The sequence below is a fragment of the Chryseobacterium sp. Marseille-Q3244 genome (genome assembly GCF_940807095.1).
Classification (GTDB): domain Bacteria; phylum Bacteroidota; class Bacteroidia; order Flavobacteriales; family Weeksellaceae; genus Chryseobacterium.
This window is the reverse complement of record NZ_CALNWX010000016.1, coordinates 20,324-33,968: the sequence shown is the minus strand read 5'-3', so window position 1 is coordinate 33,968 and position 13,645 is coordinate 20,324. Positions and strand designations below refer to the sequence as shown.

Annotated in this window: 15 protein-coding genes and 13 tRNA genes; 25 read left to right on the top strand and 3 right to left on the bottom strand. The window is 35.1% G+C overall.

Annotated features, from left to right (window positions below):
- Nucleotides 1–88: 88 nt before the first annotated feature.
- From NBX25_RS20630 to NBX25_RS20510, 25 genes are all read left to right on the top strand, one after another.
- The gene (locus NBX25_RS20630; protein WP_250255250.1) at nucleotides 89–250 is read left to right on the top strand and encodes a hypothetical protein; all 162 of its coding nucleotides are present in this window, start codon (nucleotides 89–91) and stop codon (nucleotides 248–250) included.
- A gap of 125 nt (nucleotides 251–375) precedes the next feature.
- The gene (locus tag NBX25_RS20625) at nucleotides 376–504 is read left to right on the top strand and encodes a penicillin-binding protein (protein ID WP_164464399.1); all 129 of its coding nucleotides are present in this window, start codon (nucleotides 376–378) and stop codon (nucleotides 502–504) included.
- A gap of 571 nt (nucleotides 505–1,075) precedes the next feature.
- Nucleotides 1,076–1,148, top strand: a tRNA-His gene (locus NBX25_RS20620).
- A 9-nt stretch (nucleotides 1,149–1,157) separates the two neighbouring features.
- A tRNA-Lys gene (locus NBX25_RS20615) sits at nucleotides 1,158–1,234 on the top strand.
- A 3-nt stretch (nucleotides 1,235–1,237) separates the two neighbouring features.
- Nucleotides 1,238–1,311 (top strand) — tRNA-Arg (locus NBX25_RS20610).
- Between the two features lie 6 nt (nucleotides 1,312–1,317).
- Nucleotides 1,318–1,388: transfer RNA gene (locus NBX25_RS20605), tRNA-Asp, on the top strand.
- Nucleotides 1,389–1,453: 65 nt separating this feature from the next.
- Nucleotides 1,454–1,525: transfer RNA gene (locus NBX25_RS20600), tRNA-Pro, on the top strand.
- Nucleotides 1,526–1,625: 100 nt separating this feature from the next.
- Nucleotides 1,626–1,698, top strand: a tRNA-Leu gene (locus tag NBX25_RS20595).
- Between the two features lie 5 nt (nucleotides 1,699–1,703).
- A tRNA-Asn gene (locus NBX25_RS20590) sits at nucleotides 1,704–1,775 on the top strand.
- 283 nt (nucleotides 1,776–2,058) lie between these two features.
- A tRNA-Cys gene (locus NBX25_RS20585) sits at nucleotides 2,059–2,140 on the top strand.
- A gap of 229 nt (nucleotides 2,141–2,369) precedes the next feature.
- Nucleotides 2,370–2,453: transfer RNA gene (locus tag NBX25_RS20580), tRNA-Tyr, on the top strand.
- 253 nt (nucleotides 2,454–2,706) lie between these two features.
- A tRNA-Glu gene (locus NBX25_RS20575) sits at nucleotides 2,707–2,778 on the top strand.
- Between the two features lie 260 nt (nucleotides 2,779–3,038).
- A tRNA-Phe gene (locus tag NBX25_RS20570) sits at nucleotides 3,039–3,111 on the top strand.
- 99 nt (nucleotides 3,112–3,210) lie between these two features.
- Nucleotides 3,211–3,283, top strand: a tRNA-Gln gene (locus NBX25_RS20565).
- Nucleotides 3,284–3,291: 8 nt separating this feature from the next.
- Nucleotides 3,292–3,362, top strand: a tRNA-Trp gene (locus NBX25_RS20560).
- A gap of 66 nt (nucleotides 3,363–3,428) precedes the next feature.
- On the top strand, nucleotides 3,429–3,914 hold the full coding sequence (locus tag NBX25_RS20555; protein ID WP_123859100.1) for a ribonuclease H-like YkuK family protein: 486 nt from the start codon (nucleotides 3,429–3,431) through the stop codon (nucleotides 3,912–3,914).
- A 120-nt stretch (nucleotides 3,915–4,034) separates the two neighbouring features.
- Nucleotides 4,035–4,820, top strand: coding sequence for a hypothetical protein (locus NBX25_RS20550; RefSeq protein WP_250255249.1), 786 nt, complete (start codon nucleotides 4,035–4,037; stop codon nucleotides 4,818–4,820).
- A gap of 18 nt (nucleotides 4,821–4,838) precedes the next feature.
- Entirely contained in the window at nucleotides 4,839–5,201 is a 363-nt protein-coding gene (locus NBX25_RS20545; RefSeq protein WP_250255248.1) for a cyclic-phosphate processing receiver domain-containing protein, read from the top strand.
- Between the two features lie 8 nt (nucleotides 5,202–5,209).
- Nucleotides 5,210–5,773, top strand: coding sequence for a DinB family protein (locus NBX25_RS20540; protein ID WP_250255247.1), 564 nt, complete (start codon nucleotides 5,210–5,212; stop codon nucleotides 5,771–5,773).
- Nucleotides 5,774–5,777: 4 nt separating this feature from the next.
- Complete coding sequence (locus NBX25_RS20535) at nucleotides 5,778–6,791, top strand: RNA ligase, Rnl2 family (protein ID WP_250255246.1); 1,014 nt, start codon at nucleotides 5,778–5,780, stop codon at nucleotides 6,789–6,791.
- Nucleotides 6,792–6,958: 167 nt separating this feature from the next.
- On the top strand, nucleotides 6,959–7,900 hold the full coding sequence (locus NBX25_RS20530; protein ID WP_250255245.1) for an MBL fold metallo-hydrolase: 942 nt from the start codon (nucleotides 6,959–6,961) through the stop codon (nucleotides 7,898–7,900).
- 125 nt (nucleotides 7,901–8,025) lie between these two features.
- Nucleotides 8,026–8,589, top strand: coding sequence for a metallophosphoesterase (locus tag NBX25_RS20525; protein ID WP_250255244.1), 564 nt, complete (start codon nucleotides 8,026–8,028; stop codon nucleotides 8,587–8,589).
- Nucleotides 8,590–8,664: 75 nt separating this feature from the next.
- Complete coding sequence (locus tag NBX25_RS20520) at nucleotides 8,665–9,210, top strand: 3'-5' exonuclease (RefSeq protein ID WP_250255243.1); 546 nt, start codon at nucleotides 8,665–8,667, stop codon at nucleotides 9,208–9,210.
- 69 nt (nucleotides 9,211–9,279) lie between these two features.
- Nucleotides 9,280–9,831, top strand: a complete 552-nt coding sequence (locus tag NBX25_RS20515; protein WP_250255242.1) for a 3'-5' exonuclease — start codon at nucleotides 9,280–9,282, stop codon at nucleotides 9,829–9,831.
- A gap of 112 nt (nucleotides 9,832–9,943) precedes the next feature.
- Nucleotides 9,944–11,917 (top strand): AAA family ATPase, encoded by a 1,974-nt coding sequence (locus tag NBX25_RS20510; RefSeq protein ID WP_250255241.1) that lies wholly within the window; start codon nucleotides 9,944–9,946, stop codon nucleotides 11,915–11,917.
- 12 nt (nucleotides 11,918–11,929) lie between these two features.
- On the opposite strand, the gene NBX25_RS20505 is transcribed toward NBX25_RS20510, so the two are convergent.
- Genes NBX25_RS20505 through NBX25_RS20495 form a run of 3 tightly spaced genes read right to left on the bottom strand, consistent with a single transcriptional unit; the run spans nucleotide 11,930 to nucleotide 13,601 of the window.
- Nucleotides 11,930–12,829 carry an alpha/beta fold hydrolase gene (locus tag NBX25_RS20505; protein ID WP_250255240.1) on the bottom strand — a complete coding sequence of 300 codons (900 nt, stop codon included), beginning with the start codon at nucleotides 12,827–12,829 and terminating at the stop codon, nucleotides 11,930–11,932.
- Nucleotides 12,826–13,170, bottom strand: a complete 345-nt coding sequence (locus tag NBX25_RS20500) for a GIY-YIG nuclease family protein (RefSeq protein ID WP_250255239.1) — start codon at nucleotides 13,168–13,170, stop codon at nucleotides 12,826–12,828. Before NBX25_RS20500 ends, NBX25_RS20505 begins: the two co-directional genes overlap by 4 nt.
- A 5-nt stretch (nucleotides 13,171–13,175) precedes the next feature.
- Nucleotides 13,176–13,601 carry a MarR family winged helix-turn-helix transcriptional regulator gene (locus NBX25_RS20495; protein ID WP_250255238.1) on the bottom strand — a complete coding sequence of 142 codons (426 nt, stop codon included), beginning with the start codon at nucleotides 13,599–13,601 and terminating at the stop codon, nucleotides 13,176–13,178.
- Nucleotides 13,602–13,645 lie beyond the last annotated feature (44 nt).

The following is a 13,645-nucleotide window of genomic DNA, read 5'->3' as shown; positions in this document are numbered from 1 at the left end:
ATAATATATTTAAATATATCCAATATAAATATGACAATAAAAGTCCCTTTGAAATTGTACAGAGAATGATATCAAAAGGAAGATCTCTATGGTATGCCGTAAAAAAGATATTAAGGAAAAATTTCCTGCATTTTCATTAATGGAAGCTAAAGAAGTAGTTATTATTGCAACATCGGAACACAAAAGTCTTTATGATTATCAGGGTGAGCTATTCATGCAACTTGAAAAACTCGATGAAGAAATAGAGTAAAACTCTGTGTTTCAAAAACACATAATTCAGCCGTTAAAAGCAATCATAGAATCCTTTTTTTATTACTCTTCCATGTGAGAATTATAAAAAATAACAAAAAAGATTTATCTTTGCACCAGAAAATTATGACAATACAAAGAGCACATATCAATGCAGAACTATTCGAAAGTCCTTCTAATAAAGGATTATTAGGATATGATGAAGGGGTATGGAATGAGGCGAAATGTGCTGACTTTGGAAATTATTTACTATAAACTTGTAAAAAATTAATCAAAATACAACAGAAACGCCTCGATTTTTCGAAGCGTTTTTTGTTTTTTAGGTCAGAAATTATTTAGAATGAAAAAAAATAACCATAAACATGAAAATTTTTTAATTAACAATGCAACTTTAATACGATAAAATAGAGTGATAAGTAACCCAATGAGAGACAGTCATTTAGGTAATTAAGATATCTGCAAAAGATTGCGGACAGAAATCGCTTATTCTTAATTTTGCATGTAATTAATTGATTATCAATAATTTAATTTTAAAATTTATTTGCAGATTCCAAAAAATCATATTTACTTTGCAACCGAAAATTGAAAGCAACAGGTTTTCAGGATTCAACAAAAAATAATTTAGAAACAAACAAAAATAAAATGAAACAATTTCATAACATACTCAATCAATATTCAAGACTATTCGGACAGGAGCCGACAGGGACAGTGTGTGCTTATGATTGTGAATTTGTGGATAAAAGGTGCTTATATACGTGGGTCAGCTAATGATCTTTCACGTTAAAAAATATGAAGCGCCTCCCGAAAAGAGGCGCTTTTTTTTTATGGTTTCTTTAGCTTATTTGGTAAAGCGCCGGTCTGTGGAACCGGAGAACAGGGTTCGATCCCCGAAGATACCCAAAATATAAAATCTCATAGCTCAAATGGTTAGAGCACCGGTCTTTTAAACCGGGGGTTGAAAGTTCAAATCTTTCTGGGATTACCAAACGGTTCCGTAGCTCAACCGGATAGAGCATGGGTTTTCTAAACCCAGGGTTAGAGGTTCGAATCCTTTCGGAATCACAAAATGGTCTATTGAGGTAATGGTAACCTGCCCGACTGTCTCTTGGGCACTGCGAGTTCGATTCTCGCATAGACCGCAAAGATTCGTAGAAAGTTTTGCTCCGGCTGTCTCCCGGAAAAGAATTGAAGTGAATCTGTAAAACTGGAAAGATAACGGTGGTTGTTTACCCGTCTTGGACGCGGGAGGTCGCAAGTTCGAATCTTGCTTTCCAGACGAAATGATAAGTAATCAATAATGAGTAATAAGCAATAATGCATAGAAAGTAGTTTTCAATATTACTCATCATCAATTACTCATTACTCATAAAACCGCTGCGGGAATGGTGGAACGGTAGACACACTTGATTTAGGATCAAGGCGCTGAGGGTTCGAATCCCTCTTCCCGTACAAAAGATTTTGTAGCTCAATGGTAGAGCGCTGGTCTGTTAAACCAGAAGTTGGAAGTTCGAATCTTCCCGGAATCGCAGTAACTAAATGTTAATTGTTTCAGGAGAAAAATAAAGTTTGTCAAGAGCAGAAGATCTTTACATCAAAAAAACACAAGAAAATACAGACAAACTTTTTCTTTCTCAATAAAAAAGTTACAAGTGAAAGAAAAATATGATTAATACAATTTTAGGTAAAAATAAAGTCTGTCAAGCGCAGAAGTTCTTATATCAAGCAAAAATATAGACAGACTTTGTTTTTTTGAATAATAAACATCAAAAATTATTCATTACCTCTTGCTTATTCCTCATGTTAAAATCTGATGGTTCGCCGAAGTGGAAGAGTCGGGGCGGTCTGCAAAACCGTTGCGTAAGCTGAGTGGGTTTGAATCCCATAACCATCTCAATGTAAAGCTGGAAATTGTAATGTTAGAAGATGATCCATCAACTATCATTCATTAATTATAGCTAAAAATATCCTTTATTAAGAAAAGAAAATGTCTGTCAAGCGCAGAAGATCTTTAAGCCAAAACACAAAATACAGACAGGCTTTTTCTTTTTATAAGTAATGGGCAATAAGCAATGAATGATAAATTAGCCATCATCAATTACTCATTACTCATAAAGAAATCCGGAAGTACGCCGAAGTTGGAGAGTCGGGGCAGACTGTAAATCTGTTGCTTCATTGCTGAGTAGGTTCGAATCCTACTACTTCCACCCAACCGCTGATAATGTAATGGCAGCATGCAGGAAATATACTCTTGTTGTTTAGGTTCGATTCCTAGTCAGTAGGTCAAAAAGAAGAAAATATTAAATGCTCAATATAATTTTCGAAAGAAAGGCTTGTCAAGCGTAGAAGATCTTTTTGTTAAGCAAATTTAAAGACAAGCTTATTCTTTTTATAATGGATAATGGGCAATAAGTAAGTAATAATATAAAATAGTATCACTTACTCATTGCTTATAAAAACGCTCTATTCGTCTAACGGTAAGGACGCCTGCCTTTCGAGCAGAAAACAAGGGTTCGATTCCCTTATAGAGTACTGGATGTGAATGACTGGTCAATACATAATTGATATAATACCATGAAAGTTCAGATTTAAAAAAATATTGGCCAGTTGCCATTCACACAAAATGAAGAAAAGAGAAAAGGCTTGTCAAGCGTAGAAGATCTTTAGTCAATAAAAACAGACAACCTTTTACTTTTTATAATGAAAAATAAGTAATGAATCATAAGTAATGAATGATAGAAAATTAGTTTTCATCATTACTCATCACTAATTGCTTATTACTCATAAAATAGGGAAGAGTGGTGTACTTGGTGTGCACGTTAGTCTGAAAAACTAAAGGTACAGGTTCAATTCCTGTCTGTTCCGCAAGAACATGAACGATAAGTAATATAATGAGTGATCTTTGATACTTGATTGTTTTTAAACATTCCTCATTATCTATTACTTATTGCTCATGAATTAATCTGATTCATAGTGTAATTGGTCAGCACACAAGATTTTGATTCTTGGAGTTTAGGTTCGAGTCCTAATGAATTAACAACATTTACTCTGATATTGTAATGGTAGCATCTCAGTCTCCAAAACTGATGGTATTGGTTCGAGTCCAGTTCGGAGTGCAGAAAGTGAATAATCAATAATGATTTATGAATTATAAAAAGTATAGAACTTAAATATGTAAAAAAATGGAAACGCAACAACAAACATGGCAGAATATGAAAGGAAAATTTTTCCAACATTCTATCACACAGCTGGTAGAAGAAGCCATTATTCGCGAACAGGCAAACGGACATCGTCTGAAAGTATGTGTGGGATCAGACTCTCACGTATATGGAGAAGCTATTAATTATGCTACGGCAGTAGTATTTATTCGTGAAGGAAAAGGAGCGTTTACCTTTATCAGAAAAGAAAGAGAAATACAGACCATCAGTATTAAAGAGCGAATGCTGAATGAAGTCAATAAATCTGTTGAAATTGCTTATGCAATTTGTTCTGTATTGGATACTTATGGAGTAGAAATGGAGGTACACGCAGACATCAATACCGATCCTGATTTTAAATCCAATGCAGCATTAAAAGATGCAATGGGATACATTCTGGGAATGGGATATGTGTTTAAAGCAAAACCTTTTGCCTTCGCAAGTTCCAACTGTGCTGATATGATGGTGTAATGAGGCTGGAAGTTTTTAACGTTATGATACTAACTTCCGGCCTTTATTTATCGAAGTATTAAATACTAGCTTTTCAAAATATATCACGTGTTAAGAAAATAACACAAAAAAACTAAAAACATGACTCACAATAGAATAGCCGTTATCGGTTTACACGAACAGGAATATGAATATATACGACAACATTATGATGGTCTTATGATCTGGCATCAATCCATCCCAATGATAAAAGTAGTAGACGGAACATTATATGTGGAAAAAGCCCAGGGAGTAGGAATGCTTCCGGTAGATAAAGTTGTTTATCATGGGATTTTTGAAGAGGATCTTGATTTTATCTCAGGATTGGCACTTTGGAACGGCCCATGCTTTCCAAATGCTTATGGAATGCTCGAATGTAGATTGAAAATTCCTTGTCTTGCCAAAGCGATGAAGTATTCAAAATTTAATTCCCAAAGAGGATTTATCTCTGCAGGAGCTTATGTGAATACAGATACCGAGTTGGTGGCAAAGTGGGGAAACTGGCATTGTGGAGAAAACAAACATAAGTTTACAGGAAGTTGGGAAAGTACAGAAAACAGTGTGCTGGAACCTTATTTTGAAGGCGATGCCGTAAGAATTTTAAACATAGGTGAAAAATCCTGGCAGATTAAGCTTGAAGGAGAAACATGGTTAAAATCCATACATCCTGATGATGCCCAATTTATGGAAATGGATGTAGAACTGTTACAGGATACCCTGATGTTAAAAGATAAAATAGGAATGGATGTCATTGCGAATGATTATATCGTTCAGAAAAATGGGGATAAACATTTACTGGAGATTAATCATATTCCCAATATTACAAGGTTTGAAGAAGTAAGATTACATTTTTTGGAGACAGTAGTAAACTGGATTCATGAAGATTAAGTGTTAAATAATAAAGCAATGGAAATAACTAAAAGACTATTATTTCTGGATGATATACGATATCCGATTGAGGCATATCGTTATACCAAACAGGATATTTTTCTCAGAAGAGATTGGCATATCGTTCGAAATTACGATCAGTTTGTCAACAGAATCCTGGAAAAGGGACTTCCGGAAATGATTTCTTTTGACCATGACCTTGCAGATGAACATTATCTGAAAACAGATACCGGTGAATTTGTGGAAAAAACAGGCTACGATTGTGCAAAATGGCTGATAGAATATTGTATGGATCATTATTTAGACCTACCCAAATTCTACTGTCATTCTATGAATCCTGTAGGAAAGGAGAATATTGAAAGACTTTTAAAAAACTTTTAAAAATTGTAATGGACATTTTCAGATATATTCAGGAGATTAGAAATCATCTCAGCCTCAGTTTTAATGAGGTTGACGGATGGTTTGATAAAGATGGTACAACCCTGAACTATCAGCCATCAAATGGAGGCTGGTCAGTTCAACAGATTTTAGAGCATATCTATCTTACGAATTTTTATTTGCTGATCCTTATTGAAAAAGGCTCAAAAAAGGCAATGCGAAATTCTTTAGAACTCGACCTGGAATCTGAAATTAAAAACTACAGTTTCAACAAAGAAAATTTTGAAAAAGTAGGGAAATATGGTGCTTTTGATTGGATCAGACCTGAACACATGGAGCCTAAAGGAGAACGAAGTTTAAGAGAGATCAGAAACCTGATTACTCAACAGTATTATCAATGTCAGAATTACCTGGATTTGATGAAAAATGGCGAAGGAGTTCTCTATAAAACGACCATGAGCGTGAATAATCTGGGGAAAATCAATGTCTATGAGTACATTTATTTTCTCTCACTTCATGCACAAAGACACATTACCCAAATGGGAAATAACCAATCAGAAATGATTAAAAACTAAAAAAATGATTTTCAAAACATATAACTCTATAGAAAATGCTTACCAAACCCGCATGATCGATCAGATCAGGTTGCAGGGCTTTGGGGATGAGGTTTTCATCGTGCAGGAAAAAGTTCACGGTGCTAATTTCTCTTTCTTTACCGACGGAAAGGAAATTAAGATCGCAAAAAGAACAGCTTTCATTGAAAAAGAAGAAAAATTTTACAATGCACATCAGATTTTGGAACAATACAGAAAAAATGTAATTAATTTGTTTCAAAAAGTGAAAACAATATACCCGAATGTTGAGACAGTAGTCATCTACGGCGAATTATTCGGTGGCAGTTACAATCATAAAGAAGTAGAACCCGTAAAAAATGCGATAAAAGTGCAAAAAGGAATTGAATATGCACCGTATAACGATTTTTATGCATTTGACATTAAGTTAAATGGGGTCACTTATTTGGATACAGATATCATCAACTCAATTTTTGAGAAGACCGGATTTTTCTATGCTAAAACTTTGTTTGAAGGAACTTTAGAAGAAGCTTTAAGATTCCCGAATGTTTTCAATTCTAAAATCCCAACCTGGTTAGGATTACCGGAAATGAACAACATGTGTGAAGGAACCATTATTAAGACCTTAAAAACCAAATATTTCGGAAACGGAGCCAGAGTCATTCTAAAAAATAAGAATGAAAAATGGATTGAAAAATCTAAAATGGTAAAAAAAGAAAGAAAAGCTACTCAAAAACAGGTTGATTTTAGTGAAACGGCTCAAAATATCTGGGGGGAGATTCAACAATATGTAACAGCAAACAGATTGAATAATGTCTTGAGCAAAATTGGTGAATTTGAACCCAAAATCATGGGTAAAGTGATAGGACTTTTTGCACAGGATATTTTAGAAGATTTTGAAAAAGATTTTCCAGCTGTTTTCACAACCATAGAAAAAGATGAGCATAAAAGGATCAACAAAAAGTTGAACTCTTTAGTCATTGATTGTATAAAAGAAGAGTTAATGACTCTTAAAGTCTAGTTTCGGTAATGTATTACCGAAACTTTTTTATGTATAATATAACCACAAGCCCAGAGGAATACTTGAAATTTTCAATTTTTATGAAAATCTAAGTTGAAGAAATGAAAAGTAAGGATGACGAAAACTCAAAGAATTTTTGATGGGCTGGTTTTAAAAAAAGAAAAGAAATGTTACAAGCAGAAATAAAAAGTCTTTTAAAAGAAGACATCAGTATATTAATAAAAATTCCTAATTCAGGAAAGCATTATGTATGTGATTGTGGAGAAGCAAGTTTACTCACAGTAAAGGAAGCGCAGGCGATATCAGCAATATTCATCAGTCATACTCATATCGATCATTTTTCCAACTTTGATGGTATTTTCAGACATCAGATTGGCAGTGGTGAAAAAGTTGTGATCTGTGGACCGAAAAATATCCATCAGCAAATTGAGGCAAGATTAAAATCCTACACCTGGAACTTAATAGATGAAAATGCCATTGAATACGAAATTCATGAAATTATTTCCAAAGAAGAAATCAACATCTATACGCTTCGTCCTCCTTACTGGAATGCTGAATATGTAAAGACACAGAATTTTCTATTTGAAGATGAATATGTAAATGTTGATTTTGCTATTCTGGATCACAAAACAGATTCTATTGCGTATCTGTTTAAAGAAAAAGATTCAGTGACTTTTCATGACAATGCCTCTGATTTTAGGAAAGGAAAATGGATCAGTGAATTGAAAACCGCTTTTGAAAATAATGATCTTGAAAAAGAAATTGAAATAGAAGAAACCTTGTATAAAGCATCGGATCTGTTCCATTTGTTGACAATAAATGAAGGTTACAAATTAGGCGTCATCATGGATCATGCTGTAGATGAAGATAATTATAAAAAGATAAAAGCCGTTTTCAATAATGCAGATAAAGTCTATATTGAAACCTTTTACAAGGATACGGATCAGGAGTTCGCCAAGATCAATTATCACAGTTTTGCCTCTGCATCAGGAAAAATTATGAATGAATGTAAGGTGAAAGAAGCCGTTCCGATCCATTTTTCAAGAAGATATACTGAAAACGACCAACTGGAAATTGAATCTGCTTTTTATAAAGCATTTCAAAATTAAAAACCTTAGTACCCCTTTACAAAAATCTCAGTTGAAGACGTAAAAATTCCCCTTCTTTGGAGGGTTGGTAAGTGCGCAGATTTAACAGGGTGGTTTTAGGAACAACTAACAAAAAAAATAAAAAAATGAAACCCAATATATTTTTTACAGCAGACCATCACTTTGGTCACGAGAATATTATACGATTCTCAGAAAGACCATTTGAGTCTCTGGACCAGATGAATGAAGAATTAATTAAAAGATGGAATGAGAGAGTCAATCCTGGAGATACAGTGTATCATTTAGGAGATCTCAGTCTTGGAAAACCGGATTTTACAAAGGAAATCTTAGATCAACTGAACGGAAACATCCATTTAATCAAAGGTAATCATGAAGGCGCAGCTTTAACATATCCTAAAAGATTTTCCTCCATCAGGGATTATCACGAACTCAGAATTGATGAACCGGATAATCAAAATGGGAAACAGAAAATTATTCTCTTCCATTATGCCATGCGTACCTGGAATGGATCACACCGTGGAGTCTGGCAATTATACGGGCACTCACACGGAACATTGCCGGATGATGAGATGACATTGAGTTTCGATGTAGGTGTAGATTGCCACGATTTTTACCCGATTTCCTACGAAGAAGTTAAGGAAGTCATGAAAAATAAAAAATGGACACCACCGTTTGGGCCTCGAGAGTAGATGAGCAGGAGGGCTTTGGGATAAAGAGAAGATTTCTGGAGCCTCCTTGCCCTCATTAATACATTTTACACAACCATGAAAACAACAAATGAAATAATAATTGTCGATTTGGAAGCAACCTGTTGGGAAAACGACAGGATTCCAATCGGACAGAAAGTAGATATTATCGAAATGGGAATTTGTAAGTTGGATCTGATATCCAATACTATTTCTCAAAAACAAAGCATTTATGTCATTCCCGAAAGATCAGAAATCAATAGATTTTGTTCAAAACTAACGGGGATTACACCACAACTGATAGAAGAAAAAGGAATCTATTTCGAAGAAGCCTGTGCGAAGATCAGAGATGAATATGATACTGAATCGCTCACCTGGGCCGGATATGGAAACTTCGATAGGGAACAGATCATCGAACAGAGTGACTGGCTTGGAATAGAAAATCCTTTTTCAGGGCAATACCTGAATGTAATGTACGAATTCAAAAGACATTTCAGACTGCATAAATCTCTAGGACTGAAAAGAGCCCTGGATTACCTGAATATGGATTTCGATGGCAATCATCATAGTGGCGCAGACGATGCTTACAATACAGCCAAAATACTGAATAAGATTTTGGAATAATAATTTGGATGGAAGAAGAAAATTCAAAGACATACGTTACTTCCATCTTTTAATCTTAAATAAAAAACAATGAAAACAACAGAAAATATACTTATTATAGACCTTGAGGCCACGTGTTGGGATAACCGTCCGCCAAGAGGTCAGGAAAGTGAGATCATCGAAATCGGCGTTTGTATTATGAATGCAAAAACCGGAAAGATCTCCCAGAATGAAGGGATTTTAATAAAACCTCAATATTCAAAAGTGAGCCCGTTCTGTACGGAACTTACCACTCTTACCCAAAATATGCTGGATAATGAGGGAATTATGCTGGATGATGCATTTGACATTTTGAGAGCAGAATACGATTCAGAAGAATTAACCTGGGCAAGCTATGGAAACTATGATCTGAATATGCTTCAGGATCAGGCCAGAAGATTTTATGTTGATTATCCGTTAAGTGATGACCATATCAATGTCAAAACATTATTTGGAGAAATTCATCCTACGGTAAGAAAGAGCGTAGGAATGCAAAGAGCATTGAATGAACTTGGATTTAAATTAGATGGCACCCACCACAGAGGAGTGGATGATGCCAGAAATATCGCCAAGATCTTGCATTGGTGTTTGCAGAATAATTAAAATGCAATACAGATCATATCATTGATACTAAGAGATTGTTCCAGTGCGTTCAGTCTCTTTTTTTATATGTTACTTTATTTTTATAATTTACCTTTGATAAAAATTGTATCCCTTGGAGGAACTCGTCAAATTACTGGAACATACCAACAGAAGTGTATTCTTGACAGGAAAAGCAGGAACAGGAAAAACAACCTTCCTGAATAATTTTGTAAAGATAACCCGTAAAAAACATATTATTGTTGCTCCTACAGGAATTGCAGCAATCAATGCCGGCGGGGTAACCATACATTCGCTGTTTGCTATTCCGTCTCGAACATTTGTTCCTACTACTGAGCCTGTTGATCCTAATCTTGCGATGAATATTAATGAGTTGTTTCCTCACTTTAAGTATAGAAAAGAAAAGCTGGATCTTTTTCGGGAAATTGAACTGATTATCATTGATGAAGTATCTATGCTGAGAGCAGATTTATTAGATATGATGGATCATTCGTTAAGGCGGGTAAGGAGGAATCAATTGCCATTTGGAGGAGTCCAGTTATTGTTAGTTGGGGACCTGTATCAATTACCACCTGTGGTAAGAGATGATTCTGAACGGATTTTATCAAAATTCTATGAAACTCCATTTTTCTTTTCAGCCAAAGCGTTGCAGAATGTACGGTTAATCACAGTAGAACTCACCACAGTTTATCGCCAGCAGGATGAAGAATTTCTGGAAATATTGGATGCTGTCCGGCATGCAGACTTCCACGAATTAGATTTTGAAAAACTGAATTCCAGATACAATCCCAACTTTGAGCCTGAAAATGAAGCCTATATTCATTTATGCTCTCATAATCGGATTGCAGATCATATTAATCAGAAAAAACTTGCAGAATTAGAAGAAGAATCACTGTTTTATAAGGCCTCAGTGATTGGTGAATTTAAAGAAACCCAATATCCGATGGATGAAACACTGGAGCTGAAAGTAGGTGCCCAGATTATGTTTATCAGGAATGATTCATCGCCCGAAAAAAACTTTTACAACGGTAAGTTGGCAGAAATTTCTTATCTCGATGGAGATACCATAAAAGTCGTATTGGATGAAAGTAAGAAAGAGATCATGGTGACCACTGAAGTATGGGAACACAAGCGTTATACTCTGGATGCAGATAAGAACATTAAAACAGAAGTACTGGGAAGTTTTGAACACTATCCCATACGTCTCGCATGGGCAGTTACCATTCATAAAAGTCAGGGTTTGACATTTGATCGTGTCATTATTGATGCCGGAAGATCCTTTGCCAGCGGACAGGTATATGTGGCATTAAGCCGTTGCCGCACTTTAAGCGGAATCGTTCTGAAATCTGAAATTTCTCAGAATGCCATATTCAAAGACCAAAGGATTGAAGACTTTCAAAACATAACCAATGCAAATGATCATTTACCTCAAATCATTGAGCATGAAAAATATGATTACACATTATATAAAGTTCAGATGACGGTAGACGCAGGTTGGTTAAAAGAAGCGGTCATGAGCTGGAAAGAGATAACCTTTACTGCAGGAATTCCGGATTCAGAAAAGGTCAATACCCTGTCTGATGAGTTTGAAAGAGAAAGTGAGCATCTTTTTAAAGTAGCTGAAAAATTTAAAAAAGTGATCCGTTTGAAATTAGTTGATTTTATAGGAGGAGAAATTCAGTGGAGTGAAGTTGAAGAAAAATGTCAGGGTGCTGTCAACTTTTTCTATAAAAATGTCGCTGAGAAGTTCTTATTGCCTCTGAAAAACCTTTATTCAGATACCATAGGCATCAAAGGCTTAAAAAACTTCAACGAAGAAACGAAAACATTTCTACACGATCTCGAAGAATATCTCGAAAAGCTTAAGTCCTGTTATTTGTTGGATCATCCTTTATTCGATCAGGAAATTGAAATAGATACTTCCGTAAAAGTTGTTAAAAGACCGACTCACATGATTACCTTTGAGCTATTTGATGAAGGAATACCTCCCTTTGAAATCGCAGAAAAGAGAAATCTTACCCTTGCAACAGTATATAGACACCTTGCCAAAATGGGATTAACAGAAGTAGAGCGGACTTTTAAACAGTAATGCAGCCAAAAGCTATGCACTTATTTTTGAGATCAATGTAGTAATTTGGTTACAGATAAGTTGATACAATTCTTTTGGAACAGAGTGTCCCATCCCTTCAATTAACATCAATTTTGCATTGGGAATAGAATCTGCAATATCTTTTCCACAATCAGAGTGGAAAATAAGATCCTGAGTTCCATGGATAACCAAAGTTGGGGCTTCAATTTTCTTCAGAACTTCCCGGTCATATTCATAGGTAGCCATAGCCAGCAGTTGCCTTATAATTCCATATTTTGTTTTTGAACGGTTGAGCTCTTCCTCAATCATTTTGACTTCTAAGCTCTCATCCCATTCATATAAATTTCCTGAAATTCTCTTAGCAAAAAGTAATTTTTCCTCAATATAATCCTCTTTATTCGAGGCTGGATCGGGAGAAGGTTTCATCATCATAGCCATCACTTCCGGATCAGAAGGAGGTAATGCGGGATTTAGAGATGTTGACATGAGAATAGTTAATGATAAAACTCTTTCAGGAAAGTAAGAACCTAATAATTGTGTAATAATTCCTCCCATGGATCTTCCGGTAAAATGAGCCTTATCAATTTGTAAATAATCAAGTAACCCCATCACATCTTTTGCCATATCCATCAAAGAATAAGGGATATTTCCCGCTTTGATAGTAGAAAAAAATTCCTGATGATTTCCGTTAAAATTTAGCTCCTTTTCAGTTGGAAAAATTGACATCCCGGAATCTCTGTTGTCCAATCGAATGACTCGGAAGCTTTGTTTTACCAATAATTGGCAAAAAGAGTCGTCCCAGCGAATCATCTGACTTCCTAATCCTGCAATCAGTACAATAGTCTGTTGATGCTCTGCTCCTAAAATTTCATAGCATATATCAACGCCGTTTATTTTGATACGATGATTCATGATGTATAAATTTCGCCATTAATTTCTGACAGGGCAGTTTGCTCAGCCTTTAAGATTTCCTGACGATAGTTGATATATTTATTTTCCTGATAGGGGATAGTGACAATAAATTCAAAACTGAAATTGTCACTTCCATATTCATTCCAATCCTTTTGGAGCTGAGTATTAGCGAATAATCCGCTTTTTAATACAAACTTCATTTTATTCACCAACGCTTCGAGATTTAGAGTTCCCTTAAGGTATTGCTTTCCGGTCATATTATTTTTTACGGAAAGTACACCCATTGTTGTGACATGGTTTTTGGCTTTTTCGCGAAGCTGTTGTTTTATAGCATTTTTCATGGTAATTATTTAATATCTCCACCTAATTCAGATAAAAGCCCGGAAGCGGTTTGTAAAGACTTATTTTTTTTTGAAGGAAGAATATCGTTTGACGCATGTTCTGCAGTTATTTTAGCTTCTTCAAATATCTTTTTACCATTAGGGCTAATCACAACATAGCTTACTCTGGCATCTCTTTCATTTGTTTCCCTGGTTACCAGTCCTACTTTTTCCAGAGGATTCAGTAAACGAGTGATACCGGAAGCTGTAACTCCTATTTTTTCAGCCAGATCAATCCTGCGCATTTTACTTTCAGATGATTGACTGAGGATATAAAGAATTACAAAATCATTGAATCCCAATCCATGAGCGCTCAGAGAATCAAGCTTTCTGGCAATAATTGATTGAACTTTATTGAGGTTCATTAAGAATAATAATTCAGGGCTTGTCATTGAAAAGTATTTGAGTTGTCAAGTAATTGTGTTTTGCAAATATA